This window comes from Salinicoccus albus DSM 19776, assembly GCF_000385175.1.
GTDB classification, from domain to species: domain Bacteria; phylum Bacillota; class Bacilli; order Staphylococcales; family Salinicoccaceae; genus Salinicoccus; species Salinicoccus albus.
The window spans coordinates 1-25,196 of sequence record NZ_ARQJ01000023.1 but is presented as its reverse complement, the minus strand read 5'-3'; the positions used below and the strand labels follow the sequence as shown (position 1 = coordinate 25,196).

The window sequence follows — 25,196 nt, the reverse complement described above, 5'->3', positions numbered from 1 at the left end:
AACAAATGACAATCTCAGATCCAATCGCAGACATGCTTACTCGCATTAGAAATGCGAACATGGTAAGACATGACTCTCTAGAAATCCCTGCTTCTAACATTAAAAAAGAAATCGCCGGTATCCTGAAAGCAGAAGGTTATGTTAAAAATGTTGAATATATCGATGATGACAAACAAGGTGTTATCCGTGTATTCCTGAAATACAGCAGCAAGAAAGAGAAAGTTATCACTGGTCTGAAACGTATTTCCAAGCCTGGCCTCAGAGTCTATGCGCAAAGAGATGAACTCCCCAGAGTACTTAATGGCCTTGGAATTGCACTTATCTCTACATCCGAGGGTGTATTGACAGACAAACAAGCCCGTAAAAGAAATATTGGCGGAGAAGTTCTCGCATACGTATGGTAATGAATTTATAGGAGGTGCAAACCAAATGAGCCGTGTAGGTAAACGTGTTATTAATATCCCAAGTGATGTCACAGTCACTATCGACGGATCTGCTGTTACAGTAAAAGGTCCCAAAGGTGAATTATCACATACATTCAACAGAGAAATGACTTTTAACATGGAGGATTCTTCACTTGAGGTAATAAGACCAAGTGACTCCCAAAGGCACCGGACACAACATGGTACAACGCGTGCAATCATCAACAACATGGTAGTTGGTGTTTCTGAAGGTTTCAGCAAAGAGCTTGAACTTGTAGGTGTAGGTTATCGTGCACAGATGCAGGGGAATAAATTGCAATTAAACGTTGGGCTTTCTCACCCAGTTGAATTTGAAACTTCTGAGGACCTTACAATTTCAGTAGAAGGAAATACAAATGTTAAAATTGAAGGTGCAAGTAAGGAAGATGTCGGAGGACTGGCCTCAAAAATCCGTAATGTCCGTCCACCTGAGCCGTATAAAGGCAAGGGCATCCGCTATAAAGATGAGCTGGTACGAAGCAAAGTCGGTAAAACCGGTAAATAATTGAACAAATTAAAGTGAGGTGTGACAACGATGATCGCTAAAATTGACAAAAATAAAATGCGTCAAAAAAGACATAAGCGTGTGCGCAGTAAAATTTCGGGCACAGCCGAAAGACCACGTTTGAACGTCTACCGTTCCAACCAGCATATTTATGCACAGATGATTGATGATAACAAACAGACAACATTGGCGGCCGCTTCTTCAAATGAATCAGGATTCCCCATGGAAAGGGGTTCTAATATAGATGCAGCAGTAAAAGTGGGCGAACTGGTTGCTAAACGTGCAAAAGATAAAAATATTGAAAATGTAGTGTTTGATCGTGGAGGTTATCTGTATCACGGACGTGTTAAAGCGCTGGCAGAAACTGCACGTGAAAATGGTCTGCAATTCTAATCGAAGGAGGGACATTTATTAATGGCTCGTAAAGAAGAGAAATCACAGGAATTCGAAGAGCGTGTTGTTACAATCAACCGTATCGCAAAAGTTGTAAAAGGCGGCCGTAATTTCCGTTTTTCCGCACTTGTAGTAGTCGGAGACAGAAATGGCCGTGTAGGCTTCGGTACAGGTAAAGCGCAAGAGGTACCTGAAGCGATTAAAAAAGCTGTGGAAGCTGCGAAGAAAGAGCCAATCACATTACCGCTTGTAAATGGCACAATTCCGCATGAAATTATCGGCCGCTTCAGTTCAGGCAATGTATTGATGAAACCAGCTGCGCCCGGTACAGGTGTAATTGCAGGCGGCCCGGTGCGCGCAGTACTTGAACTTGCGGGTGTGACTGACATTCTGAGTAAATCACTTGGGGCAAACACACCGATCAACGTAGTTCGTGCAACACTAAAAGGACTGACAGAACTTAAAAGTGCAGAAGACGTTGCAGAGCTTCGTGGAAAAACAGTAGAAGAGTTACAAAACTAAGGAGGGATAAAAGACATGGCTAAAATTAAAATCACCCTCACAAAAAGCTTAATTGGCAAGGCGGAGACTCAGAGGAAAACAATCGCTTCCCTCGGTTTGAAGAAGATGCACCAGACTGTGGAGCATGAAAATACGCCTCAGATCAAGGGGCAGGTTGAAAAAATCAACCACTTGGTTACAGTCGAAGAAAATTAATGATATTATACAATAGGAGGTGCAAAGATGAAATTGCATGAGATGAAGCCTGTAGAAGGCGCTCGTAAAGATCGTAAACGTGTTGGACGCGGCATGTCTTCCGGTAACGGCAAAACGGCCGGCCGCGGACATAACGGTCAGAATTCACGTTCTGGCGGCGGTGTCGGCCTGACATTTGAAGGCGGTCAGCTGCCACTTTTCCGCAGCATCCCGAAACGCGGATTTACGAATATCAATCGGAAAGAGTATGCTATTGTTAACCTGGGCGATTTGAACCGTTTCGAAGACGGTGCTGAAATTACACCGAAAATGCTGAAAGAAAATGGCGTTGTTAAAAATGAAAAATCTGGTATTAAAGTACTTGGTAATGGTGCGCTGGAAAAAAAATTAACAATAAAAGCTCATAAGTTTTCTGCTTCAGCTGCAAAAGCAATTGAGGAACAGGGCGGAACGTGCGAGGTGCTCTAATCATGATTGGCACGATCACCAATTTTTTTAAAATCAAAGAAATAAGAAATAAGATTATTTTCACTTTGATTATGCTGGTTATATTCAAAATTGGCACGTACATTCCCGTCCCTGGTGTTGATCCCAGTGTATTTGATATGCAGGCCGGTCAGCAGGGTGTGCTAGATCTGATGAACACCTTTGGCGGCGGGGCATTGACGAATTTTTCCATCCTTGCTATGGGGATTATGCCCTATATTACAGCATCGATTGTTGTACAGCTTCTTCAGATGGATGTTGTGCCGAAGTTTGCTGAATGGGCAAGACAGGGTGAAGTTGGACGTAAAAAACTGACCCAATTCACACGTTACTTCACTATCGTGCTGGCTTTTATACAATCGATCGGGATGTCCTATGCATTCAACCAGATGTTTGGCGGAGGCCTCATCAATAATAACAACGTTGGTTCATATCTTTTAATCGCGCTTGTTCTGACTACAGGCACTGCATTCCTGATGTGGCTTGGTGAGCAAATCACTACACATGGTGTTGGTAATGGTATCTCAATCATAATCTTTGCAGGTATTCTGTCTGTCATCCCGAGTGCAATCGTTCAGCTTTACCAGCAGCGGTTCGTCGGTGCTGATGATACTACCTTAGCTCTCTTGCAGATGGCGGGTCTTTTTATTTTCCTTGTACTGATTACTGCATTCGCGGTATTCATCCTGCAGGCAGTACGTAAGATCCCCATACAGTATGCAAAACGGCAAAGAACTTCATCACAATTGGCGCCGCAATCCACTTTCCTGCCTCTGAAAGTCAACCCGGCAGGCGTGATACCGGTAATATTTTCGATGGCATTCTTTATGCTGCCGCAGACGTTAACCTTATTTTTCCCTGACCAGAACTGGGCACAGACTGTGGCAAGATTTGCAGATCCTTCTCAATGGGTCGGCATGATTTTCTATGTTGCATTAATTATAGCATTTACGTACTTCTACTCTTTCGTGCAAGTAAATCCTGAAAAGATGGCAGATAACCTGAAGAAGCAGGGGAGTTATGTCCCTGGAATCAGACCCGGTAAAACGACACAGGACTACATCACAACCGTGCTGTACAGATTAGTGTTCGTCGGTTCACTGTTCCTGGCCGGAATTTCCATCCTGCCGCTTCTTATCACGAAGTTCATGGATTTGCCGCAGGCGATTCAAATTGGAGGTACGAGCTTACTGATTGTTATTGGTGTGGCACTTGAAACGATGAAGCAATTGGAAGCACAAGCAAACCAAAGAGAATACCGCGGTTTCAGAAAACGCAGGTAGGAGGAAAAGCGTATGAACATTATCTTAATGGGCCTTCCTGGTGCCGGAAAAGGTACGCAGGCTTCCAAAATAATAAAGAAATACTCGATACCTCACATTTCAACTGGGGATATGTTCCGTATGGCTATCAAGAATGGCACAGAACTTGGTAAAAAAGCCAAATCCTATATGGATGCGGGGGAACTGGTCCCAGATGAAGTCACCGTTGGTATCGTCAAAGAACGCCTTAGCCAGAGTGATGCTAAGGAAGGCTTCCTGCTGGACGGATTTCCGCGGACTGTGGAACAGGCTGAAGCTCTGAATAAAATCATGGACGAATTGGATTCACAGATTGACAGAACGATCAATGTGGAAGTGGCTGAAGAAGAGTTGATGAATCGTCTGACAGGCCGCCGAATCTGTGAAGTTTGCGGCACGGCTTACCACTTGGTGTTCAACCCGCCGAAGCAGGAAGGTATCTGTGACCTGGACGGGGGCAAACTTTATCAGCGGGAAGACGATAATCCTGAAACGGTTGCGAACCGTCTTGAAGTAAACGTCAGGCAGACTGCACCACTGCTCGAGTTCTATGAGAAGCAGGATGCGCTGGTCAATATTGATGGCGAACGCGATATTGATGAAGTGTTCGAGGATGTTGATGAGATTTTACAAAATATATAATATTCACCTCTTCAGACGCTTTAGGTGAATGTTACTCGCCCACTGCGAGATATATCCGGGTTCAGTAGTTGACGTTAAGTGTATGTCCTATCTTCACCTGAAGTGAATTTCTAATAAGCGATTAGAAGACTGAAAAGGGGGAATTTGAATTGAGTAAACAGGATGTTATAGAATTGGAAGGCACTGTGCTGGACACACTTCCAAATGCGATGTTCAAGGTTGAACTTGAAAACGGACATGAGATACTTGCTCATGTTTCAGGTAAAATCCGTATGAATTATATACGTATTCTTCCTGGCGATAAAGTAACAGTTGAAATGTCACCGTATGACTTGACGCGGGGCAGGATCACTTATCGTTTCAAATAATGGACTCCATATTCTAAGGAGGTAATACACATGAAAGTAAGACCATCAGTCAAACCAATCTGTGAAAAATGTAAAGTTGTACGCAGAAATGGAAAAGTCATGGTAATTTGCAGTAACCCTAAGCATAAACAGAAGCAGGGCTAAAATTAAAAACGGAGGTGTAACAATATGGCTCGTATTGCAGGAGTAGACGTACCACGGGAAAAGCGTGTCGTGATCTCGCTCACTTATATTTACGGTATTGGTAAGTCAAGAGCTGCGGAAATGCTGGACAAAGCAGGCGTTGACATTAGTACGCGTGTCCGGGATCTGACTGAGGACGAAATGAATAAAATCCGTGAAGTCGTAGACAGCTACAAGGTCGAAGGTGACCTTCGCCGTGAAGAGAACTTGAACGTAAAACGTCTGATGGAAATTGCTTCATACAGAGGTATACGTCATCGCCGCAGTTTGCCTACACGTGGACAGCATACTAAAAACAATGCACGTACACGTAAAGGTCCGGTAAAAACAGTTGCGAATAAGAAACAATAATTAGGGAAAAGGAGGAGAAACAATATGGCACGCAGACAACAAACACGTAAACGTAAAGTGAAAAAGAATATTGATTCCGGTGTGGCTCACATCCGGTCAACATTCAACAACACAATTGTAACAATTACAGACGAATTTGGTAACGCATTGTCTTGGTCATCAGCAGGTGCGCTTGGTTTCAAAGGATCTAAAAAATCTACACCTTTCGCTGCACAAATGGCTTCTGAGACAGCTTCGAAAGCTGCGATGGAACATGGTCTCAAAACTGTGGAAGTAACAGTTAAAGGCCCAGGTGCAGGTCGGGAAGCAGCGATCCGTGCGCTGCAATCTGCAGGTTTGGAAATTACAGCAATCAAAGATGTGACTCCTGTACCACACAATGGCTGCCGTCCACCTAAACGTCGTCGTGTATAATTGCTGGTCGCAGAGAGACTGTTAATGTAATGTAAGCACATGACCGCTTAATATTTCCGGCGTTTAAAGGGAGGATAAGTAAACAAATGATAGAAATCGAAAAACCTAGAATTGAAACAGTTGAAGTATCGGAAGATTCTAAGTTTGGCAAGTTTGTTGTTGAACCTCTGGAAAGAGGGTATGGAACAACACTTGGGAACTCCTTACGTCGCATTCTGTTATCTTCATTACCTGGTGCGGCAGTCAAAACGATAGAAATAGAAAATGTACTGCATGAATTTTCAACGATTGAAAATGTTGTTGAAGATGTAACAACAATCATCACCAATATTAAAAACCTTGCACTTAAAATCTATTCTGATGAAGAAAAGACACTCGAGATAGAATTTAATGGTGAGGGGATAGTAACGGCTGCTGATATCACTCATGATTCTGATGTTGAGATTCTGAACCCTGAACTTAAGATTGCTACGGTTTCCAAAGGCGGGCAGTTTAAGATGCGCATGATTGCTAACCGGGGCAGAGGTTATACACTGGCTGAGGGCAACAACAAAAGTGATTTGTCCATCGGTGTGATACCTGTGGATTCTATTTATACACCGATTGAGCGCGTAAACTACACTGTGGAAAATACACGTGTGGGACAATTGACAAACTTTGATAAACTTACTATGGATGTATGGACGGATGGTTCTATTTCTCCACAGGAAGGCTTGTCGCTTGCTGCAAAGATTATGACTGAACATCTGAGTATTTTCGTCGGTCTGACTGATGAGGCTCAAAGTGCTGAAGTCATGATCGAGAAGGAAGAAGACCAGAAAGAGAAAGTGCTCGAGATGTCCATCGAAGAACTGGACTTGTCAGTCCGCTCCTACAACTGTCTCAAACGTGCAGGTATTAACTCTGTGCAGGAACTCACTGATAAAACAGAAGCAGATATGATGAAAGTAAGAAATCTGGGACGTAAGTCTCTTGAAGAAGTTAAATTCAAACTTGAAGATTTAGGTTTGGGACTTCGCAAAGAAGATTGATAAAGGAGGTTAATTTCAATGGGCTACAGAAAACTGGGACGGACATCCGACCAAAGAAAAGCGATGCTGCGTGACTTGGCGACTTCACTTATAGTAAATGAACGTATTACTACTACCGAAAAGAGGGCGAAAGAACTGCGCAAAATTGCAGATAAGCTCGTCACATTGGGTAAACGCGGTGATTTAGCATCCAGAAGGCGTGCAGGTCAAACAGTCCGAAACGTAGAAATCACTTATGAAGATGGCACTATCCAAAGCGCGCTACAGAAGCTTTTTGACGATATAGCGCCACGGTTTGAAGACCGTCAGGGCGGATACACAAGCATCAAGAAGCTTGGTGAACGCCGTGGAGACGGTGCGGAGACTGTAATCATCGAGTTCGTACAAGAAACTGTCGCAACTGCTGAAAAAGCATAATCTATAAAAGCAGACTGAGTGTTATGATAGTTCGGTGTTTCTGCCGTTCTGTCTAGCTCATCGTACCCTGCAAGCTATAAAGAATAATCGCGCGAATCCAAATGCAGGGTACGCGCTTTTTTATTACATAAAAGGATGTGGAGATATGATTGAGTTTAAAAATTTGACATTCAAATACCGGGCAGCGGATGAAAATGCCTTGGATCATATCTCCCTCAGCTTAAAGCAAGGGCAATGGACTTCGGTCATCGGTCATAACGGTTCTGGTAAAAGTACACTTGTGAAGATATTAATGGGAGTGCTCACCAGTTATGAAGGCGAGATTGTTGTCGGCGGCGAAACACTGACGGAAGAAAATCTGCTTTCTCTGCGCAAAAATTTTGCTATTGTTTTCCAAAATCCCGATAATCAGTTTGTCGGTTCTACAGTGGAAGATGATGTCGCGTTCGGACTGGAAAACAATGGTGTGGAAAGAGAGGAGATGGTCGAGCGTGTGGAGGCTGCTCTGGACACTGTTAACATGCTTGACTTCAGGACCCATGAACCGTCGAGACTCTCAGGCGGTCAAAAGCAGCGGGTGGCAATTGCCGGCGCTCTGGTGATGAACCCTGATGTACTCATCCTTGATGAAGCGACTTCGATGCTTGATCCCAAAGGTAAACGAGAAGTGCTGGAGAGTCTGAAACGGATTCATGGGATGAAAGAAACGACAATCATCTATATTACACATGATCTGGCGGAGATTGATATCAGTGACTATGCGGTGGTTATGAAAGATGGGCAGGTAATCAGCCAGGGGGATGTTGAAGATATCTACAAGGATATCGATGCACTTGAATCCAGCCGCCTGGTTCTCCCTTTTACGATGGCAATGTCAAAAGCGCTGTCAGACGGCAGCTATATGTCATATGATGAATTGGTGGCCCGCTTATGAATATACAATTGGAAAACCTGGTATCTATATATCATGAGAATACTCCCTTTGAACATTTAGCATTGAATAATATATCCGCTGAATTTAAGGAAAACACCTACTATGGCATCATCGGACATACCGGCAGCGGTAAATCCACATTGATCCAGAATCTGAACGGGCTGCTGCTGCCGAGCTACGGACGGGTCCGGATCGGGGATATTACTTTAAAACGGAAGACAAAGCAGCGCACCATTCATCGGGCAAAACAGAGAGTCGGTATGGTGTTCCAATTCCCTGAACATCAGCTGTTTGAAGAAACAGTCATCAAAGATGTTATGTTCGGCCCTAAAAATATGGGGATGAGTGATGAGGAAGCACGTGAAAAATCGGCATATTATCTCAAACTGCTCAATATTCAAGAGTCGTTGTTTGAAAAAGCACCGTTTGACCTCTCCGGCGGCCAGATGCGGAAGGTGGCAATCGCAGGTATATTGGCAATGGAACCGAAAATGCTGATCCTGGATGAACCGACTGCCGGCCTTGATCCACTCAGTCATATTGAAACGATGCAACTGTTCCAAAAGATTCAGCAGGACATGGGTATGACAGTCATTTTAGTGACCCATGATATGAATGATGTGTATGAGTACACAGAAGAAGTCAAACTGCTGAATAAGGGCAATATGATCAGACAGGGTAAGACAGAAGCGCTGCTCACCAATAAAGTACTGCTTGAGCAGTATAACCTCGAAGTTCCAGATATCGTCAGACTGACATTCGATCTCGAACGCAAAGGCATCCAGCTGGCCAAAACTCCAAGAGACAGAACAGAGTTCATCAAGCTTTACCGGGAATGGAGGGATGCCCATGCTGAGTAAGATGCTTCTTGGCCGGTACATTCCCGGCTCCAGCGTCATCCATCACCTGGACCCGAGAGCAAAGATCGTTTGTGTCGTATTATTTATGATTATTGTTTTCTTTGCTAATCACTGGACGGGCTATCTGCTTCTGATACTTTTCGTTGTTTCGATAACAAAAATGGCAGGACTGTCCCTCATATTCCTTTTCAATGGATTGAAATTGATACTCATACTGCTTGTATTCACGTTTATGATGCACCTCTTCTTTACAAAAGGCGGGATAGTACTCATCGATGCCACCCTGTTTACCATTGAATCCGCAGGGGTTGTTCAGGGAGTCTACATCACCATCCGCCTCGCGATGCTGATATTGATTACTACAGTACTGACTTTGACGACGAGCTCAGTGTCACTCACTGATGCGATTGAAAGATTGTGCAGACCGCTGAAGACTCTCAGGTTGCCGGTGCATGAAATTGCCATGATGATGTCGATCAGCCTGCGGTTCATTCCGACACTGATGGATGAGACAGAGAAAATCATCAAAGCCCAGAGTGCCAGAGGTTCTACTTTCATGACTGGGAGTTTGAAATCCAGGATGAATGCCCTGACACCGGTATTCATTCCGCTGTTCATATCGGCGTTCAAACGGGCAGAAGAACTCGCGGTGGCCATGGAAGTCAGAGGCTATCAGGGGGAAGCGGGCCGAACAAGTTACCGTGTATTGGACTGGCAGTACAAGGATACACTGGCGATTATTACCGTCATCATATTCGGCGTTTTCCTCTTCATGATCAGGCAGTAAGGAGATAATTATATGCGTTATTTAGTAAAGGTGAGCTATAATGGCCGCCAATTTCATGGCTTCCAGTCTCAGAAAAAAGAACGGACCGTGCAGGATGAAATCGAAAAAGCATTGAAAAGAATGCATAAGGTTTTTATCCGTATTCACCCGGCAGGGCGTACGGATGCCGGGGTGCATGCACTTGAACAGTACTTCCACTTCGATTCGCATATTGAATTGGCTGGCGAGAAATGGAAGTACGCCATGAACTCTGGTCTCCCCGATGATATTTTGGTCAAATCAGTCACACAAATTGAAGAAGACTATCATGTCAGATATCATTCACACGGCAAAGCCTATCGCTATAAAATCTATCAGGGCGAGGACAGGAATCCGTTTATGGACGGTCTTAAACTTCATTATCCTTACCCGCTGGATGAGTATAGAATGAAGGAAGTTATGCGGAAATTTACCGGTACGCACGATTTCACCAGTTTTTCCAGTGCCAAATCCGCCATTGAGGATAAAGTCAGGCATATCTACCAGTTTGATCTCATCAAAACAACAGACGGCTACGATTTCCTCATCATCGGTTCGGGGTTCCTGTACAACATGGTGAGAATACTGGTCGCATATGTACTCGAAGTCGGACAAGGCAGATGGAATGGAGAAAATACCGAAGCCATTATCCAGGCAAAAGACCGCAAGCTGGTCCCTAAGACAGCGCCTGCAGAGGGTCTTTATCTTGAGTGTGTATTTTTAACCAGAGCGGCGCTTTCAGACCGGTTAGAAGAAATTGAAAATAAAGATGAAAAACATTGACAAAATGACTTTATAGGGTTATCATAATTAACGGTATAATTTTATATCACCCACGATAAGCCCCGGAAACTTATTGTTGATTAGATATAAGAAACGATGATAAAGCTTTTTTATTTTGAAGACAAATAACGAGTGAATGATCTATAAACTAGGAGGACATGAAAATGCGTCAAACATTTATGGCAAATGCTGAAAATATCGAGCGTAAATGGTTTGTTGTCGACGCTGAAGCGCAGAGGCTTGGCCGTCTTTCTGCAGAAGTAGCTTCAATTCTGCGCGGTAAGAACAAAGCGACATACACACCGCATGTTGATACGGGTGACCATGTCATCATCATCAACGCTGACAAGATTGAAATGACAGGTAACAAAGAAAAAGACAAAATGTACTATAGACATACCGGTTATCCAGGCGGACTTAAATCCATCTCTGCAGGAGATCTTAAAAGAAAGAACCCTGTACGCCTGATGGAGAACTCTATCAAAGGCATGCTTCCAAAGAACCCGCTGGGACGCGCGCAGAGCAAGAAACTTCATGTATACGCTGGCAGCGAGCATCCGCATGAAGCACAAAAACCAGAAAACTACGAAGTTCGCGGTTAAGGATAGGAGGTTAATTCATTGGCTAAAGTAGAATATTACGGAACAGGTCGTCGTAAGACATCAGTAGCGAGAGTACGATTAGTACCAGGAGAAGGCAATGTCACAGTGAATGGACGTGACATGAGGGACTATCTTCCATTTGAAAGCTTGATTTTAGATCTCAGCCAGCCATTCTCAGTGACAGAAACAGAAGGCAACTATGATGTATTGGTAAACGTAGACGGTGGCGGCTTCACAGGACAGGCTCAGGCAATCCGTCACGGCATTGCAAGAGCACTTCTGGAAGCAGACCCGGATAACCGTGGCGTGCTTAAGAGAGCAGGTCTCCTGACACGTGACCCACGTATGACAGAACGTAAGAAGCCAGGTCTCAAAAAGGCCCGTCGTTCTCCACAGTTCTCAAAGCGTTAAGAAATCAAGTTTTTCAAATCCCCCAACCACCTATGGTTGGGGGATTTCACTATATATGCCTTGCTTTAAAAACAAGTGAAAATTCACACATAATATACAAGTAATATACGAGTAGTATACAAAACTTTAAAGAGAAATAAGTTCTTCTCATAGTTTGTCAATCGCTATGAGAAGCTGTTCTATGTCTTTATGTGTATAGACTTTGTCTGTGATATCTTTAGATGTATGTCCCATTATTCGCTTAATGGACAGCTTATTGGCATCAACATTATCCATGAGGGTTGCAAAGGTATGACGACAATCATGGGGTTTATGATTCATTTCCAACTGTTCCATAACTATTTTCCATCTTTCGTGGTAATACGTGTAGTAACTCATTTTATTTCCCTCCTGATTCACGATTAAGTATTCGTTTTTTGAATCCATTCGAGCATCAATAAGCGAATATATTTTTTAATGAATAGGAACCAGTCGATTTGTTCCAGCTTCTGTTTTAAAACCACCACGGAAATATCTTTCTTCAAGATAGATGTTTTTATTTTTTACCTCTACAAGCTCACCAGGACGTAATCCAGTATAGATCATGATGAGAACAGTATCGATATCATCCAAACGATGGACATTGTTCCATAATTTATCAATTTCATCGAGTGAAAACGGCTTGCGTGAGCTTTTTTTCTTAGCTACTTTCATGACTTTACTGAAAAATTCAAAGTTTACGATTACACGAACCAATTCAAGCCCCACTTCATTATTGTTAACCAGAGCTTACATCAATTAAAAATAGTCTGCGACCTTTATGAATTAACAGTAAATCATATTGTGGAATTCAATAAGAATGCTGGTGTTTAAATGTAATCTTTCTTACAGTTTTTTCTATTGATTTCATTTAAGATATAAATAAAAGGAAGAAATGAAAGGAGAGATGGTACTTTGAAGAGGTTGGTTTATTTCGAGACGATAATTGTATTAATTTTCTTGGCAGGTTGTGTAAATGAGAAAGATCAAAATTCAACAGATGTGCTTTCTAAAGAATGGTCCCAAATTGAAAAATCTGGAGAAGGACAGACAGTTCATTTGTTTATGTGGGGTGGAGATGAAGGGATAAATAAATACTTTGATGATTATGTTATTCCGGAACTAAAAGATCGATACGCAATTAATCTTGAGCGTCATCCAATGGATACAGCAGATTTTATTGCCAAATTACAAACAGAAAAACAAGCAGGTAAAACTAAAGGAACGATGGATATTATTTGGATAAATGGCGAAAGTTTTAGAAAAGCCAAACAAAATGAACTGCTTCTAGGTGATTTTGCAACCAAGTTACCGAATTTGAAAAATTATATTGGAATTGAGGAACCGTTTGTGAAATTTGATACGGGTACTGCAATTGAAGGAGAGGAAGCTCCATGGGGAAAGGTTCAATTTACTTTTATCTATGATGAAGCACGAGTGAAAAATCCTCCGCAATCCTTCAAGGAATTAATAGAATGGGTGAAGGCAAATCCGAATCGTTTTACGTATCCAAACGTGAAAGATTTTACGGGTAATGCGTTTATCCGTCAGCTTATGTATAGCGTAGCAAAAGATCCTGGCATGATTTCCGGAGAATTTAATGAGTCATGGATAAATGGAAATGGTCAAAAAGTATGGAACAAATTGAACGAAATGAAACCTTATTTGTGGCGTAATGGTGAAACCCATCCGGATTCGTTAGCTCAATTAGATAAAATGTATGCAAATGGACAAGTGGATTTCACAATGGGATTTAATGAAAAGCGAATTAAAAGTTTAATAAAAGATGGAGTATTTCCGCCAAGTACGAAGACATTAGTGTTTGATTCCGGCTCAATAGGGAACACGCATTATTTAAGTATTCCATTTAATAGTTCAAATCCCGCTGCTGCAATGACAGCCATTAACTTTATGCTCTCACCGGAAGCACAAATGAAAAAAATGGAACCACACATGTGGGGAGAAGGGTCCGTATTAAATCAGGAAAAACTAACGAACGAGCAGCTTCGGCGATTTAAGAAAATATGGGGGAGATCCATTGTCCCAAGCGATGCTGTTTTATCTGATTTAGATACTGAATATGCGGACTGGATTAAGGAGAATTGGGAGAATGAAGTCGTTAAAAACTAAAAGGCCTTATTTTTACATTTTGCCAGCCCTTTTATTCATAAGCCTATTTATTGGATATGGAATTTTCCGTGCTGGCGTTGAAAGCCTAGGCAGTAACGGTTCAATGTTTGTGCATTATACTGCTTTATTAAGCAGTGAAGAAGTGTATAAAACTGTCAGAATAAGTCTTTATGTAACCGTAACATCTACACTGCTGTCTATATTGATTGGATTAGGTATAACACGGTTACTATATCGATTTTTCACAAGCGTTAAATGGAAGTATATTGTATGGGTTCCAATAATTATTCCCCATTTTGTTGCTGCTTATTTAGTATTTATCTTGTTCTCCCAATCTGGATTGTTGTCTACTGTTTTGCATGGTGTTAATGGATTCGGATTGCCGTTTCCTTTAGTAAACGATCAAGGCTATATTGGCGTTATTTTGACTTATATCTGGAAAGAGGTTCCGTTTGTTGTCTTAATGCTTTTACCTATTTATCAGCAAATTGATCAGCGTTTTGAAGATGTAGTTCGAACGCTGGGTGGGAATACCTGGCAAGTGTGGAAAACCGTCGAACTTCCCTGGGTTGGTCCAGTCCTTTTGGAAACGGGATTAATTATCTTTGCTTTTGTGATTGCAGCTTATGAAGTTCCTGCATTGTTAGGCGTTACCTATCCGAAAATGTTCTCGGTGCTTGTATATGAGTGGTTTTATGAAGGAAGCTGGGAAAATCGTCCTCTAGCCCAAGCATTAATGATTGTGTTAACTGTTGTTATGGTAATTAGTAGTTTAATCATTATTACCATCTCTAAAAGATGGAAGAAGCAATGGGCGAAGGAGAAAATAAAATGAAACGTTTATTTAAATACGGTTTATATACGATTATTTTATTATTCCTGCTTCTTTTTATTACTTTTCCAGTGGTTGTGTTAGTCACAAAAAGTATTTCAGCAGGTTGGACTTTTCCACATTTATTTCCTCAATTTTTCACCTTACGTGGTTGGGAACTATTAAAAAGTAATCCAGAAATAGTAGAGGCAATCTATACTACTGTGATTATAGCTGTCTCGGTTGTCATGCTTAATATTATATTTGCTTTGCCTGTAGCAAAAGGGATAAGCCATTATCATTTTCGAGGTAAAACAGTGTTGGAAACAATATTCTTGTTACCTATATTGGTACCTAGTTTGGCTATTGCCATGGGCCTCCACCTTACTATGATTCGTCTTGGATTATCTGACAAATTGATTGGTGTAATTCTAATTCATATGCTTCCGACATTGCCTTACTCTATTCGGATGTTTAAAGCCGGATTTGATCAACTCGGAATAAAGTGGGAGGAGCAAGCTCGTACGATTGGAGTTAAACGATTACGTGTGTTTTGGACAGTAACCTTTCCAATGCTGGCCCCAAATATACGCAGTGTAGCTTTATTATCTTATGTTATATCACTTAGTCAATATGCGCTCACGGCAATTATCGGTGGAGGAGTAGTTACTACACTGCCAATGATCTATTATCCATTCTTTAATAGTGCTGATCAGATGGTTATTGCTGCTTTTTCCATTGTTTTTGCCATTTTGCCTATCTTATTTTTAATGGTTCTGGAAGTTTTTATGAAGATATATGTTCATATTGTTAAACGCTAGTAAGGAGGGGAAAAGATGAATCATTTAATAGATGTTAGAAGCCTTGAAAAAACATATCAAAATCAAACGATATTAGCTTCCATATCCTTTTCAGTAAACAAGGGAGAAATTGCAGCTATATTAGGACCATCAGGTTGCGGAAAAACAACATTGCTGCGCTGTTTAGCTGGATTAGAACCAATTTCAGCAGGCGATATTTTGTTAAAGAACGAACGAGTAAACAATGTAGAAACAGAACATCGCCCGATTGTTCTTATGTTCCAGGAACCTTTTTTATTCCCGCATATGACAGTTCTTGAAAATGTTATGTTCGGTTTGAAACAGCAGAAACTCTCAAAGAAAAGTCGTGTGCAGCAAGGGTTGGAAATGCTGGATAAAACGGAAATGAGCAGTTATAAAGATACTTTTCCTCATGCGTTGTCAGGTGGACAGCAACAGCGAGTTGCGCTTGCTCGCGCATTGGTGATGAAACCTGCATTGCTATTGTTGGATGAGCCATTCAGCAGTTTAGATCAGTACTTGAGGGATACTTTACGAGATTGGGTCTGTGCTCTATTAAAACAAGAGGGAGTCACCACTTTACTTGTTACACATGATAAAGAGGAAGCAATGATGATTGGAGATCGGGTGATATTGTTGAAAGACGGAAACATCCAGCAACAAGGAAAACCAAATGAAGTGTATCAATTTCCAGAAAACGAAAATGTGGAAGGGATGTTTTCCGATGGGTTACAGCTAGGCGGAACTTTTATCCCGAGTCAGTATTTGCAAATAGCCTCGCAAGATGAGCAAACTGTTGATAAAGTTGTCAGTCAAGGTACAATTTCCAGTTTCTTCTTTAAATATGGTTTGTGTTTTTATCAAGTGAAACTTAAAGAACATAATGTGAAATTAATTTTGCACTCAAAGCAGGAATTCAAAGAAGGAAGTAAGGTTTTGATAATGTCTAATATGAATAAGTAGGATAGTGGACTGCAAAATGTAAGGAAACTTACAGCTAAAAAAGAGTATTTAAATTATAGTAAAAGAGATTAATCAAAAATTCCGGTAAGTTATCTGTCGGGGTTGACTCTTGCCTAAACCGTAACTCAGTCGTAAAAAAGAACAGTAAACCAGGCTTATTGCCAAGCCTTTGTTAGATTTTTGCAGTTAATGAAAGCTATATTTTTTTCCTTTCCATGAAAGACGTCATTCTATAGAAAAAGGTGCTTAAGGTGAACAAACGAGTGGCTACTATAATTATTATACTAATTGTTTTTATGATTCCTCTTCTCGTTTTCTTTCCCTTTATTCAAAAGGGATTCATCTTGTTAAAGGAAGGGGATTTGCAGAATTTACTTACGTGGATTCGTTCCTGGGGTGTATTTGCTCCTGTTGTCAGTATCTTCTTAATGGTATTACAAGCAATTGCAGCACCCCTGCCGTCTTTTCTTATCACAGGCGCGAATGGAATGGTTTTCGGTGTCTTTTGGGGTATCTTCATTTCCTGGATTGGTGCCATGGCTGGCGCGGTCGCCTCATATTATTTGGCTGCAGTATTTGGAGAAGCGGTCTTTTCCAAGAAATATAAAGAAAAGAACTGGTTAAAAAAACTAGAACACTTTAATGGAAAACACGGATTTGTAATTGTTCTAGTTACCAGATTAATTCCAGTCGTATCGTTTGACCTTATTAGTTACGCAGCAGGGCTAACTCGTATGAAGATTTCTCATTTTTTGTTGGGAACAGGGATCGGCATGCTACCGGCGACGGTTATTTACACGATTATCGGTCATGACTTTTTACAATTAGAAGAATATAAGGGTCGATTAATCATTTTATTCTTAGCGTTAGTAATATTGTTCATGGTTGGTTTATGGGTGAGAAAACGTTATATCAACAAAACAAATTAGGAGTTGAGAAGGACATGCTTGATTCAAAGGCACGATCTTATGTTGAACCAATTATCACAAAAACTGCTAAAGGATTAATTAATTTAGGACTGAGTGCCAATCAAGTCACAACTTTCGCATTTTTAATCGGAATTTTATCTGGTTTGTTTATCTATCTACAACAACCATTGGTAGCAATCATTGTACTTTGGTTATCGGGATTCTTAGATGCTGTTGACGGATCGATGGCTCGCCATACAAAAACATCATCGTATGGGACCGTTTTAGATGTTAGCTATGACAGACTTGTGGAAATAAGTGTGATTCTGGGTCTCGCATTTCAATATCCTGATGCGATGTGGGTGTTATTAATTCTGAGTGCTTCAATCATTTATGCGATGACGATTTTTTTAACAGTTGGCGCCGTTTCAGAGAAAAAAGGCATTAAAACTTTCTATTACCAGCCGGGATTAGCGGAGAGGACAGAAGGATTTCTGTTATTTACTTTAATGATTGCATTTCCCAAATACTTGGTTGCACTAACTCTGTTTTTTATCGGTGTCGAATTATTTACTGCTTTGCAACGCTTGAGAGAGGCAAGAAAAATATTAAAAGAATAAAAGGCGGTGGGATTAATGAATAAGTATGATTTGATTGTCCTTGGAGGAGGAGCAGGTGGCCTAACAGTGGCTGCTGGTGCGGCAAATATGGGAGCAAAAGTAGCCCTTGTTGAAAAGAATGACGAACTAGGTGGAGATTGTCTGCATTATGGATGTGTTCCATCAAAAGCGCTTATTGATGCAGCCAAGATAGTACATTCTGCGGAAGAAGCGTCTGCTGCATTTGATTTTGATCTTAGTGGTAAGGTTAACCTTGATAAAGTTATGGATCGTGTTCATGCTGCAATTGCAGATATTCAAGAACACGATAGTAAAGAAAGGTTTGAGGCTTTAGGTATTGACGTGTATTTTGGAAAAGGACATTTCCTTGAAAAGCACGTAGTTGGTGTTAATAATAAAAAAATTGAAGGGAAACGAATTGTAATTGCTACTGGTTCCAGTCCATTTATACCACCAATTGAAGGTATTGATCAAATTGATTATCTGACAAATGAATCAATCTTCTATCTAAAAAGCCTACCAAAAAGATTAGTAGTCGTTGGCGGCGGTCCAATTGGACTTGAATTGTCCCAAGCATTCGCAAGGCTCGGTTCAGAAGTAACAATTATTGAAGGGGCACCAGCGTTAATGGGGCGTGAAGATGAGGAAATTGTTCCTTACCTTCAAAACGCACTGGAGAAAGACTTGACATTGAAATTAAATACGAAGGTAACAAAAGTAGAACAGAGTGGAGAAGAAAAAATTCTTACTGTGGAACAAGATGACCAATCAGAAGCGGTGACGGTTGATGCGGTCTTAATTGCTACAGGCAGGAGACCAAACATTGAAAGTCTCAACTTAAATGAAATCGGTGTGAAGTCTGAAAAAGGAAACATTGTAGTAAACAAACAATTACAAACAACACAAAAACAAATTTATGCAATTGGAGATACAATAGGGACATTTCCATTTACCCATGCAGCAGGAATGGAAGGGAAGGTCGCCGTTAGTAATGCTGTTTTCGGTCTTTGGAGAAAAATTAAATATGACGCGGTTCCTTGGGTAACGTACACCGATCCAGAAATATACCATCTCGGTATGACAGAAAACGAGGCAAGTGAAAAATACGGTGAGGACATTTCAGTATATAAAGTGGGCGTGGATGAAGTAGATCGATTTGTGGCAGACCGAGAAACAAACGGTTTATTAAAAATAATAACAAATAAAAAAGGTTATATCATAGGGGCACATGCAGCTGGTAAGGATGCCGGTAATTGGATGCAAGAGCTTGTCTATGCGAAACGATATAAGCGGAAAATTGGCACAATATCTAATGTTATTCATCCTTATCCAACAAAAGGAGCGATTGTACAACAAGCAGCAGATCAGTACTGGCGAAACAAATTATTTGAAGGAGTCATGCCTAAGTTAATAAAGAAATATATCAGGTGGTTTAGATAAGAGTGGAAATGCAGGTAGTTCTCATGATTATACCGATGGTAGTGTTCGTGACCCTCCTTGGAATAAACTTTGAATCGATTACACTTAATTGGATAATAACGTTATGGTAGAGCACACGTAAAGGATTATTTATTTTCATTATTTCTGGTTGCTCGGAGAAGGGACTTTAGTAAGTCCCTTACTCATGATGCCATTGATGAAGGGTATGTTACAAACTTCCTTTAACTAGATCAATCTATTGTTAGTCACTAATCATTTCGTTGGCCGAATCTACATGTATGGCTAAGTGCCGAACACCTTTTCTAACAATTCCTTTCTTTTTAAGCTGACTAATGACAGCACTTGTTGTTTCTCGAGTGGACCCCACCATATTTGCAATATCTAAGTGAGTCAGTTTCATTTCAATTGTTTGCCATTCATTTTTACGTTTTCCTGTTTTTTCACTAAGTTTGAGAAGCAGGTGTAAAACACGATATTGAACATCGCCAAGTGCAAGTTTTTCGCTCATACTATATGTTTCTTTTAATCGGGCGGATAAGATATTAATAAATTTTAGGGCTATTTTTGGCTTTTTTTCGATAAATTCTTCGAAGTCATTTTTACCAATTATACATAAGTAGCAATCTGTCATTGCTTCGGCATAAGTTTGATCATCTGTTAATGATAGCGCAGAAGTTTCACCAAAAATATTCCCATCAAATAAAATGTCAACTGTAAATTCTTTTCCTTCACTATTGATTCGATATAAACGGACTTGCCCTTTTTTTAATAAAAATAAAGATTGGATTGGGGAAAGCGGATCTGAAATTTTAGTTCCTTTTTTTATTGGTTTCATCAAACTTGCCTGATCGATTATTTTTAATTCATCCATTGGAAGCTCTTCGAATAAATCAATTTGAGATAAAAGCATTAATTTTTGTTCCATTTTAACAATCTCCTTTTGTTTGCAGTAGAAAAGATATGGCTTTTGCACATAATGTAACGTGTCTTACAGAGAAATAGCTGAAAACATACTATTATATGCTTAGGGGGGATTATAAATATGAAAAACCTTTTATTTATTATTGATAGCTGTCATAAATGTCAAAAGGCAATAGAACATTTAAACAATTGTGATATACCGTTTGATACGATAAATATACTTGATAGAGGAGAATTTGAAAAGTATCAAACATATATAAAAGATCAGACGCTTCCCGTACTTATAAAGGGTAATAGAGCAGTAAAGTTTCCCGAAATATTGGAATTATAAAAACACTATATAATGGAGTTATGGAATTGGTCCTACAAAAGTTAATTTAAGCCATTGAGGAAAACATATAGTTGTACATAGAATTATTTACAATTATATTATGTTTCTCAGGGGCAAAGGATTTAGCATACTTTCTTAGATCTTGTACGATTGAAAGGAAACATGCCATCCAGGTTTTAGGGAAAATTCAACAACTGAATTAAATCGAAAGGATTTGGTGAGCATGGATAAATATTTTGCCGAGTTTATGACTAAACGGGGCATTCCATCGCCGATAAGCAAAAACCTTTCCTAATAATTAAGGGTGTACCAATAATCGATTTGGTGCACCCTTTCATGTGATAGCTATTTTAAATGTTTACTAATGTGAATCAATTTCATAATTGCTCCTTTTAAAAATTCAAAGACGAACAGGATTTCGATATTGAATTTTTAAAAGCAGGAATCATGCAGCATTTTGGGCGTTCAATCGGGCATTAATACGGTCTGCAGCGAGTTTGGATGCGTTATAAATCAGAGCGACTGTATCGAAATGGACTTTGGCGCGTGGCCCGGTATCTGACGTTATTGAGCTGGAAGTACTCTTTCAGGTATGCGTTCACACGTTCAACGGATGTGCGGCGTTTGAAAATTGTTTTCCACGCCTTGGAGCCTCTGGCCGGCGCGGTGTATCGTCTGAGATCTTTGGTGGTTTTAATCTTCCAGACCTTTTGACAGACGCCTTCATTCAATAATGGACAGTCCTTACATTCTTTCGATTGTGTGTATTTTAAGGTCTCATACTTTGCGTCAAAGCTGTCATACCGATAGGCATGTTCACGCACACAGGTCGGTGCAAAATGTCGGTCAAAGCCGACTGGCTCCGGTTCATTCCGTCGATTGTAGGCAATCACGGACTGTTGCCCCATCTGATGGACTTGGGTGTAAATCGGTTCATAATCGTAGCCGGCATCCATCGTTTGATAACGCCAATCTGGTAGTGATAATCGCTCATGCAAACCCTTGAGTAGCGGGATGGCGGCTTTCCCATCATTTAACTGACCCCCAGAAAATAGGGACTGTAAAATGTATTGGCTGGATGCGCCCACCGCGAGATGGGCCTTGTAGCCATACCAGAACACATTTTTACCTTCTGAATTTTTTTGATCCCCCATTTCGGGTCTTGTGGTATTTCGACGTGTAAGTCTGCCAAAGTGGCATCGAGTTGGGCAACGATGGGTTTTTCATACAGCGGCAGGTTGGCTGCTTTTTCAACTTCTGCTTTCAACCATTCTTCCCGTTCATCTTTCGATTTACGCCCACGTTTCTTAGAGGTTTGATTAGCCTTTGTTTCTTTTTGCGTGGGTGCCTGATCTCGTGCCTCAACGTGTGTGGCATCAATGGCGACCGTATCATCTGAGATGAACTCTTCGTCAGTCGCCTGACGGATGACTGACGCCTGCGCCTGTTCCAAAATATTCGTATCACTCAATTTTGTCGTCAAACGAGAAAATGTGGCCTGGGAGGGGACTGGATCATCAACACGGAATCCACAATTCATTTTGAACGCAATATCCGCCCTCAACCGGTGCACCAGATCTTTGACGGTCGGAATCCGTTCGACAAAGCGAATCAAATATGCCGTAATCGTGGCCGGATGATTGACTGATTCCGGTGCACCATAACGGGATTGTTTCATCACGGCATGATAAATCATATCCAAATCAATGCCGGCAATAATGGCGGCATAATTTTGGGTGGGCGCCATGTCATATAATTCTTGAATGCTAAAAAAGCTTTCTTGTCGTATAATGGTCATAAGGAGCACTCCTTCAGTCTTTTTATGGTTCTTTTGGTAATTACCATTATACAGGATTTGGGGAGGTGCTTCCTTTTTTATATTTTGTATCCCTTGCAGGACAAGGGTTGAGAATTATGAAATTGATTCAAATGCGTATTTAATCATAATTAGAAGTAAGAACGCGGTGTTTTCCAAGGTATTACAGGGCTATTTGAATTACATTAGTATAACTCAAAGGGCAGGGAACTTGTTCTGACTAAACTTACTTTTAAACTTAGGATTTTAACTACAAATGCGTGGTTTAACACCACCCTATCGTTTTTAAACGTTATCAGGGTTTGGCCTTATCTTTATGGGTCTATACTTAATCGTGAGGTGAAAGTAATGGACGGATATAATAAAAGCAGTCATACAGTACATGATATTTAGTATCAGTTTTGATATGGGTGACAAAGTATAGATGCAAGGTATTACGAAGGAAAATAGTGATAAGAGCAGATTTTACCGGACTTTTTGAACAACCTCTAAGAGAAAAAATTTGTTAAACCTTTGTGATGTTGAATGTATTTTAACATTGACAAGGAAGTGTCTAAAATTTTGAATTGCTTTTTTCAGTCGGGCCAAATGATTCAAAATGGAGGTTTTAAAATGGAAGGGATTTTTGAATACTGGTATTTATTCCCTATCTCTATAGTGATTGCGACGATTGCCATTTCAAGTGGTGTTGGCGGAGCTGTATTTTTCTCCCCGCTTTTTATGCTTGGATTACGTCTTGATCCCTATACAGCAATCGGAGCAGGATTGATCATTGAGGTGTTTGGTTTTTCGTCAGGGTTATACGGCTATATGAAACGAAAGTTGATTGATTACAAATTCGGTCGGCAGCTTTTGTTGTTTTCCATCCCTGCCTCGCTGTTTGGTGTATTGATTTCGGCTTATATCCCCAATAACTGGTTAATGGGAATTTTCGCTGCTGGGATCATTTTAGTGGGATGGCAACTTTTTTTATCCTACCAACAGGACAAAAAGGACGAATCTGATATTCCGCTCAAGGTTGTAAATGAAGATTTTGAATCTGAAATCGTTGACCAAAAAGGCACCGTACATAGGTATACGATTTGTAATAAACCGCTCGCTCGTTTCTTTTCTTTTGTCGGCGGGGTCTTTTTCGGGATGATTTCAGTCGGCCTGGCAGAGCTTCAAGAATACCAGTTGCTAGTCAGATGCCGAATTCCAACACCAATAGCGGTGGCAACGTCGATTTTTTTGGTAGCCGTTACTGTGATATTTGTTTCTGTTTTTCGAATTGTTATTGAATTCAGCGCAGGTGAGTATGAAGATCTCATATTGATTGGAAAGATCATTCTGTTTTCAGCACCGGGTGTCCTTATAGGCGGACAAATAGGACCCTGGCTGCAACATAAAACGGATCCAGATAAAATGAAACTCTTTATTGCGGTCTTATTACCAATGGTCGGATTATTAACATTATGGAGTCTGTTCGTGTAACGTGTATCTATTATTAAGTATAGACTATTACTGAAAAATGGGGGCTATGCGGAAATATTAAAATCTATATGATTGGAGAGAAAAACTATTTATTGTTAAAGTAGTATCTAAATGATTAGAATCACTACCGAATTACATAAAGTGATTACGAATAACTTCCACCATACGTGAGTTTTCATAGTTTTTTGACATTTTATGGTAAATATAAAAAGCTGATTTAAAGAGTCATTCCTCTTAAAATCAGCCTTTTATCATTACTTCCATTCTAATATGCTTGTTAAGTCTTGATAAACAATATTTGGTTCCAAATTTAATTCCTCAATGGGAAGGTTTTGTCGATTTATCCATGCGGTTTGGAATCCGTAGTTTTTTGCTCCTGATATATCCCAACCATTAGAGGACATGAATAATACTTCTTTGGGTTTTACTTCCAATATTTTAGCAACATGATCATAGGAGGGGAAGGTTGGTTTAAATTGTCTTATTTCATCGACGCTAATTATTTCATCAAATAGGTCGCAAATCTCCGACTTTTTAATTAACGGATCAAGCATATCATGTGAACCGTTAGAGAATACTGCTACTTTTTTGTCTTGTAATTGTACCAAGATATCCTTCACTTCTGGATAAGTAGAGAGATGTATATAAGCAGTTAGCAGTTCTTCTTCTGAAAGTTTATCAAGTTGCTCATCATGTTTTTTTACGGCATAACGTAAAGCGTCTCTTGTAATCGAGTAAAAGGTATCGTAATTCCCCATTAATTGTCGCAAGTAACTGTATTCTAACTGTTTTTCCCTCCATGTTTTACTGATTTCGGTGCCTTTTCCACCAAAAAATTCATCACATTTGTTAACTACCGAATGAACATCGAATAATGTACCATAGACATCAAAGACAAAAGCCTTAATAGAATATTCCTCCATCTATAAAACAACTCCTTTAAAATGTAAAATGATTATCCCTTTTGCTCAGAATAGCTGTATTTGCGAACGTACGTTTGGTATAATGTAGATACACAGTCATACACTGGAAAGGGTGTTCATTATGACAAAGTATCCACGGATGAGTCTCATTGCGTTTCAAACGCGTTTTTCGACTGAGGCCGCTTGTGAAAATCATCTCTTCGATTTGAAGTGGCCGGATGGTTATTGCTGTGACAGATGCAGCCACACTGAATATTACTTGACCCGTACAAGAAAACACCGGCTTTATGAGTGTAGACAATGCCGCTATCAAGCCTCTGCATTAGTGGGAACGGTGATGCAAAAGACACGCACCGA

General features: G+C 40.5%; 34 protein-coding genes and 1 pseudogene. 30 read left to right on the top strand and 5 right to left on the bottom strand.

Translation table 11 applies throughout. From position 1 onward, the window contains the following. Positions 1-5: 5 nt before the first annotated feature. From rpsH to rpsI, 20 genes are all read left to right on the top strand, one after another. Positions 6-404 (top strand): 30S ribosomal protein S8, encoded by a 399-nt coding sequence (gene rpsH, locus G343_RS0104160; RefSeq protein ID WP_020006855.1) that lies wholly within the window; start codon positions 6-8, stop codon positions 402-404. A 25-nt stretch (positions 405-429) separates the two neighbouring features. Further along, positions 430-966, top strand: a complete 537-nt coding sequence (gene rplF / locus G343_RS0104155) for a 50S ribosomal protein L6 (RefSeq protein ID WP_020006854.1) — start codon at positions 430-432, stop codon at positions 964-966. Between the two features lie 30 nt (positions 967-996). Continuing rightward, positions 997-1,359, top strand: coding sequence for a 50S ribosomal protein L18 (gene rplR / locus G343_RS0104150; RefSeq protein ID WP_020006853.1), 363 nt, complete (start codon positions 997-999; stop codon positions 1,357-1,359). Between the two features lie 21 nt (positions 1,360-1,380). Beyond that, positions 1,381-1,881 carry a 30S ribosomal protein S5 gene (gene rpsE / locus G343_RS0104145; RefSeq protein ID WP_020006852.1) on the top strand — a complete coding sequence of 167 codons (501 nt, stop codon included), beginning with the start codon at positions 1,381-1,383 and terminating at the stop codon, positions 1,879-1,881. Positions 1,882-1,896: 15 nt separating this feature from the next. Beyond that, the gene (gene rpmD, locus G343_RS0104140; protein WP_020006851.1) at positions 1,897-2,076 is read left to right on the top strand and encodes a 50S ribosomal protein L30; all 180 of its coding nucleotides are present in this window, start codon (positions 1,897-1,899) and stop codon (positions 2,074-2,076) included. Positions 2,077-2,103: 27 nt separating this feature from the next. Beyond that, entirely contained in the window at positions 2,104-2,544 is a 441-nt protein-coding gene (gene rplO / locus G343_RS0104135) for a 50S ribosomal protein L15 (RefSeq protein WP_020006850.1), read from the top strand. A gap of 2 nt (positions 2,545-2,546) precedes the next feature. After that, positions 2,547-3,845: a preprotein translocase subunit SecY gene (secY, locus tag G343_RS0104130; protein ID WP_020006849.1), complete on the top strand. Its 1,299-nt coding sequence runs from the start codon at positions 2,547-2,549 to the stop codon at positions 3,843-3,845. 12 nt (positions 3,846-3,857) lie between these two features. Continuing rightward, positions 3,858-4,505, top strand: a complete 648-nt coding sequence (locus G343_RS0104125; RefSeq protein ID WP_020006848.1) for an adenylate kinase — start codon at positions 3,858-3,860, stop codon at positions 4,503-4,505. 149 nt (positions 4,506-4,654) lie between these two features. Then, positions 4,655-4,873, top strand: coding sequence for a translation initiation factor IF-1 (gene infA, locus G343_RS0104120; protein ID WP_017547668.1), 219 nt, complete (start codon positions 4,655-4,657; stop codon positions 4,871-4,873). A gap of 30 nt (positions 4,874-4,903) precedes the next feature. After that, on the top strand, positions 4,904-5,017 hold the full coding sequence (gene rpmJ / locus G343_RS0104115; protein WP_020006847.1) for a 50S ribosomal protein L36: 114 nt from the start codon (positions 4,904-4,906) through the stop codon (positions 5,015-5,017). 24 nt (positions 5,018-5,041) lie between these two features. After that, positions 5,042-5,407 (top strand): 30S ribosomal protein S13, encoded by a 366-nt coding sequence (gene rpsM, locus G343_RS0104110; RefSeq protein ID WP_020006846.1) that lies wholly within the window; start codon positions 5,042-5,044, stop codon positions 5,405-5,407. Between the two features lie 24 nt (positions 5,408-5,431). After that, a complete protein-coding gene (gene rpsK / locus G343_RS0104105; protein WP_020006845.1) occupies positions 5,432-5,821 on the top strand; it encodes a 30S ribosomal protein S11 in 390 nt (129 codons plus the stop codon). 86 nt (positions 5,822-5,907) lie between these two features. Then, positions 5,908-6,852: a DNA-directed RNA polymerase subunit alpha gene (locus G343_RS0104100; RefSeq protein WP_020006844.1), complete on the top strand. Its 945-nt coding sequence runs from the start codon at positions 5,908-5,910 to the stop codon at positions 6,850-6,852. An 18-nt stretch (positions 6,853-6,870) separates the two neighbouring features. Continuing rightward, positions 6,871-7,269: a 50S ribosomal protein L17 gene (gene rplQ, locus G343_RS0104095; protein WP_020006843.1), complete on the top strand. Its 399-nt coding sequence runs from the start codon at positions 6,871-6,873 to the stop codon at positions 7,267-7,269. Positions 7,270-7,414: 145 nt separating this feature from the next. Next, positions 7,415-8,203 carry an energy-coupling factor transporter ATPase gene (locus G343_RS0104090; RefSeq protein WP_020006842.1) on the top strand — a complete coding sequence of 263 codons (789 nt, stop codon included), beginning with the start codon at positions 7,415-7,417 and terminating at the stop codon, positions 8,201-8,203. After that, positions 8,200-9,063 (top strand): energy-coupling factor transporter ATPase, encoded by an 864-nt coding sequence (locus G343_RS0104085; protein ID WP_020006841.1) that lies wholly within the window; start codon positions 8,200-8,202, stop codon positions 9,061-9,063. The genes G343_RS0104090 and G343_RS0104085 overlap by 4 nt, the downstream gene beginning before the upstream one ends. Continuing rightward, a complete protein-coding gene (locus G343_RS0104080; protein WP_020006840.1) occupies positions 9,053-9,850 on the top strand; it encodes an energy-coupling factor transporter transmembrane component T family protein in 798 nt (265 codons plus the stop codon). Before G343_RS0104085 ends, G343_RS0104080 begins: the two co-directional genes overlap by 11 nt. Positions 9,851-9,862: 12 nt before the next feature. After that, positions 9,863-10,651 (top strand): tRNA pseudouridine(38-40) synthase TruA, encoded by a 789-nt coding sequence (gene truA, locus G343_RS0104075; RefSeq protein WP_020006839.1) that lies wholly within the window; start codon positions 9,863-9,865, stop codon positions 10,649-10,651. A gap of 164 nt (positions 10,652-10,815) precedes the next feature. Further along, positions 10,816-11,253, top strand: a complete 438-nt coding sequence (gene rplM / locus G343_RS0104070; RefSeq protein ID WP_020006838.1) for a 50S ribosomal protein L13 — start codon at positions 10,816-10,818, stop codon at positions 11,251-11,253. An 18-nt stretch (positions 11,254-11,271) separates the two neighbouring features. After that, a complete protein-coding gene (gene rpsI, locus G343_RS0104065) occupies positions 11,272-11,664 on the top strand; it encodes a 30S ribosomal protein S9 (RefSeq protein ID WP_020006837.1) in 393 nt (130 codons plus the stop codon). Positions 11,665-11,811: 147 nt separating this feature from the next. Here the strand turns inward: rpsI and G343_RS15730 are convergent, their stop codons facing one another. Further along, positions 11,812-12,090, bottom strand: a complete 279-nt coding sequence (locus G343_RS15730) for a tyrosine-type recombinase/integrase (RefSeq protein WP_083931356.1) — start codon at positions 12,088-12,090, stop codon at positions 11,812-11,814. Positions 12,091-12,117: 27 nt separating this feature from the next. Next, positions 12,118-12,399, bottom strand: coding sequence for a site-specific integrase (locus G343_RS15725; RefSeq protein ID WP_020006835.1), 282 nt, complete (start codon positions 12,397-12,399; stop codon positions 12,118-12,120). 198 nt (positions 12,400-12,597) lie between these two features. Here G343_RS15725 and G343_RS0104050 point away from each other — a divergent pair, with 198 nt between their 5' ends. The 7 genes from G343_RS0104050 (at position 12,598) to G343_RS0104020 (ending at position 19,375) form a co-directional block, all read left to right on the top strand. Further along, positions 12,598-13,812, top strand: coding sequence for an ABC transporter substrate-binding protein (locus tag G343_RS0104050; protein ID WP_020006834.1), 1,215 nt, complete (start codon positions 12,598-12,600; stop codon positions 13,810-13,812). After that, on the top strand, positions 13,793-14,647 hold the full coding sequence (locus tag G343_RS0104045; RefSeq protein ID WP_020006833.1) for an ABC transporter permease: 855 nt from the start codon (positions 13,793-13,795) through the stop codon (positions 14,645-14,647). Before G343_RS0104050 ends, G343_RS0104045 begins: the two co-directional genes overlap by 20 nt. Further along, on the top strand, positions 14,644-15,444 hold the full coding sequence (locus G343_RS0104040) for an ABC transporter permease (RefSeq protein ID WP_020006832.1): 801 nt from the start codon (positions 14,644-14,646) through the stop codon (positions 15,442-15,444). The genes G343_RS0104045 and G343_RS0104040 overlap by 4 nt, the downstream gene beginning before the upstream one ends. A gap of 15 nt (positions 15,445-15,459) precedes the next feature. Next, positions 15,460-16,407: an ABC transporter ATP-binding protein gene (locus G343_RS14275; RefSeq protein ID WP_020006831.1), complete on the top strand. Its 948-nt coding sequence runs from the start codon at positions 15,460-15,462 to the stop codon at positions 16,405-16,407. A gap of 263 nt (positions 16,408-16,670) precedes the next feature. Further along, positions 16,671-17,336, top strand: a complete 666-nt coding sequence (locus G343_RS14270) for a TVP38/TMEM64 family protein (RefSeq protein ID WP_020006830.1) — start codon at positions 16,671-16,673, stop codon at positions 17,334-17,336. Positions 17,337-17,350: 14 nt separating this feature from the next. Further along, positions 17,351-17,935 (top strand): CDP-alcohol phosphatidyltransferase family protein, encoded by a 585-nt coding sequence (locus G343_RS0104025; protein ID WP_020006829.1) that lies wholly within the window; start codon positions 17,351-17,353, stop codon positions 17,933-17,935. Positions 17,936-17,950: 15 nt separating this feature from the next. After that, complete coding sequence (locus G343_RS0104020) at positions 17,951-19,375, top strand: dihydrolipoyl dehydrogenase family protein (protein ID WP_020006828.1); 1,425 nt, start codon at positions 17,951-17,953, stop codon at positions 19,373-19,375. 241 nt (positions 19,376-19,616) lie between these two features. On the opposite strand, the gene G343_RS0104015 is transcribed toward G343_RS0104020, so the two are convergent. Further along, positions 19,617-20,300 (bottom strand): Crp/Fnr family transcriptional regulator, encoded by a 684-nt coding sequence (locus tag G343_RS0104015; RefSeq protein WP_020006827.1) that lies wholly within the window; start codon positions 20,298-20,300, stop codon positions 19,617-19,619. A 117-nt stretch (positions 20,301-20,417) separates the two neighbouring features. Between G343_RS0104015 and G343_RS0104010 the strand changes: the two genes are divergently transcribed. Continuing rightward, entirely contained in the window at positions 20,418-20,627 is a 210-nt protein-coding gene (locus G343_RS0104010; RefSeq protein ID WP_020006826.1) for a glutaredoxin domain-containing protein, read from the top strand. Between the two features lie 445 nt (positions 20,628-21,072). On the opposite strand, the pseudogene G343_RS14750 reads toward G343_RS0104010, so the two are convergent. Next, positions 21,073-22,425: pseudogene (locus tag G343_RS14750) on the bottom strand (transposase). Between the two features lie 630 nt (positions 22,426-23,055). Between G343_RS14750 and G343_RS0104000 the strand changes: the two are divergent. Then, positions 23,056-23,916 carry a sulfite exporter TauE/SafE family protein gene (locus G343_RS0104000; RefSeq protein ID WP_020006825.1) on the top strand — a complete coding sequence of 287 codons (861 nt, stop codon included), beginning with the start codon at positions 23,056-23,058 and terminating at the stop codon, positions 23,914-23,916. A 254-nt stretch (positions 23,917-24,170) separates the two neighbouring features. Here the strand turns inward: G343_RS0104000 and G343_RS0103995 are convergent, their stop codons facing one another. Then, complete coding sequence (locus G343_RS0103995) at positions 24,171-24,839, bottom strand: haloacid dehalogenase type II (RefSeq protein WP_020006824.1); 669 nt, start codon at positions 24,837-24,839, stop codon at positions 24,171-24,173. Positions 24,840-24,960: 121 nt separating this feature from the next. On the opposite strand from G343_RS0103995, the gene G343_RS15940 reads away from it, so the two are divergent. Next, positions 24,961-25,196, top strand: a 236-nt coding sequence (locus tag G343_RS15940) for a transposase (RefSeq protein WP_169336664.1), incomplete at its 3' end; no start/stop codon positions are given.

What these genes read in the sequence shown, in the direction of transcription:
- rpsH (WP_020006855.1), top strand. Translation starts at nt 6, where the DNA reads ATGACAATCTCAGATCCAATCGCAGACATGCTTACTCGCATTAGAAAT.
- rplF (WP_020006854.1), top strand. Translation starts at nt 430, where the DNA reads ATGAGCCGTGTAGGTAAACGTGTTATTAATATCCCAAGTGATGTCACA.
- rplR (WP_020006853.1), top strand. Translation starts at nt 997, where the DNA reads ATGATCGCTAAAATTGACAAAAATAAAATGCGTCAAAAAAGACATAAG.
- rpsE (WP_020006852.1), top strand. Translation starts at nt 1,381, where the DNA reads ATGGCTCGTAAAGAAGAGAAATCACAGGAATTCGAAGAGCGTGTTGTT.
- rpmD (WP_020006851.1), top strand. Translation starts at nt 1,897, where the DNA reads ATGGCTAAAATTAAAATCACCCTCACAAAAAGCTTAATTGGCAAGGCG.
- rplO (WP_020006850.1), top strand. Translation starts at nt 2,104, where the DNA reads ATGAAATTGCATGAGATGAAGCCTGTAGAAGGCGCTCGTAAAGATCGT.
- secY (WP_020006849.1), top strand. Translation starts at nt 2,547, where the DNA reads ATGATTGGCACGATCACCAATTTTTTTAAAATCAAAGAAATAAGAAAT.
- G343_RS0104125 (WP_020006848.1), top strand. Translation starts at nt 3,858, where the DNA reads ATGAACATTATCTTAATGGGCCTTCCTGGTGCCGGAAAAGGTACGCAG.
- rpmJ (WP_020006847.1), top strand. Translation starts at nt 4,904, where the DNA reads ATGAAAGTAAGACCATCAGTCAAACCAATCTGTGAAAAATGTAAAGTT.
- rpsM (WP_020006846.1), top strand. Translation starts at nt 5,042, where the DNA reads ATGGCTCGTATTGCAGGAGTAGACGTACCACGGGAAAAGCGTGTCGTG.
- rpsK (WP_020006845.1), top strand. Translation starts at nt 5,432, where the DNA reads ATGGCACGCAGACAACAAACACGTAAACGTAAAGTGAAAAAGAATATT.
- G343_RS0104100 (WP_020006844.1), top strand. Translation starts at nt 5,908, where the DNA reads ATGATAGAAATCGAAAAACCTAGAATTGAAACAGTTGAAGTATCGGAA.
- rplQ (WP_020006843.1), top strand. Translation starts at nt 6,871, where the DNA reads ATGGGCTACAGAAAACTGGGACGGACATCCGACCAAAGAAAAGCGATG.
- G343_RS0104090 (WP_020006842.1), top strand. Translation starts at nt 7,415, where the DNA reads ATGATTGAGTTTAAAAATTTGACATTCAAATACCGGGCAGCGGATGAA.
- G343_RS0104085 (WP_020006841.1), top strand. Translation starts at nt 8,200, where the DNA reads ATGAATATACAATTGGAAAACCTGGTATCTATATATCATGAGAATACT.
- G343_RS0104080 (WP_020006840.1), top strand. Translation starts at nt 9,053, where the DNA reads ATGCTGAGTAAGATGCTTCTTGGCCGGTACATTCCCGGCTCCAGCGTC.
- truA (WP_020006839.1), top strand. Translation starts at nt 9,863, where the DNA reads ATGCGTTATTTAGTAAAGGTGAGCTATAATGGCCGCCAATTTCATGGC.
- rplM (WP_020006838.1), top strand. Translation starts at nt 10,816, where the DNA reads ATGCGTCAAACATTTATGGCAAATGCTGAAAATATCGAGCGTAAATGG.
- G343_RS15730 (WP_083931356.1), bottom strand. Translation starts at nt 12,090, where the DNA reads ATGGATTCAAAAAACGAATACTTAATCGTGAATCAGGAGGGAAATAAA.
- G343_RS0104045 (WP_020006833.1), top strand. Translation starts at nt 13,793, where the DNA reads ATGAAGTCGTTAAAAACTAAAAGGCCTTATTTTTACATTTTGCCAGCC.
- G343_RS0104040 (WP_020006832.1), top strand. Translation starts at nt 14,644, where the DNA reads ATGAAACGTTTATTTAAATACGGTTTATATACGATTATTTTATTATTC.
- G343_RS14275 (WP_020006831.1), top strand. Translation starts at nt 15,460, where the DNA reads ATGAATCATTTAATAGATGTTAGAAGCCTTGAAAAAACATATCAAAAT.
- G343_RS0104025 (WP_020006829.1), top strand. Translation starts at nt 17,351, where the DNA reads ATGCTTGATTCAAAGGCACGATCTTATGTTGAACCAATTATCACAAAA.
- G343_RS0104020 (WP_020006828.1), top strand. Translation starts at nt 17,951, where the DNA reads ATGAATAAGTATGATTTGATTGTCCTTGGAGGAGGAGCAGGTGGCCTA.
- G343_RS0104015 (WP_020006827.1), bottom strand. Translation starts at nt 20,300, where the DNA reads ATGGAACAAAAATTAATGCTTTTATCTCAAATTGATTTATTCGAAGAG.
- G343_RS0104010 (WP_020006826.1), top strand. Translation starts at nt 20,418, where the DNA reads ATGAAAAACCTTTTATTTATTATTGATAGCTGTCATAAATGTCAAAAG.
- G343_RS0104000 (WP_020006825.1), top strand. Translation starts at nt 23,056, where the DNA reads ATGGAAGGGATTTTTGAATACTGGTATTTATTCCCTATCTCTATAGTG.
- G343_RS0103995 (WP_020006824.1), bottom strand. Translation starts at nt 24,839, where the DNA reads ATGGAGGAATATTCTATTAAGGCTTTTGTCTTTGATGTCTATGGTACA.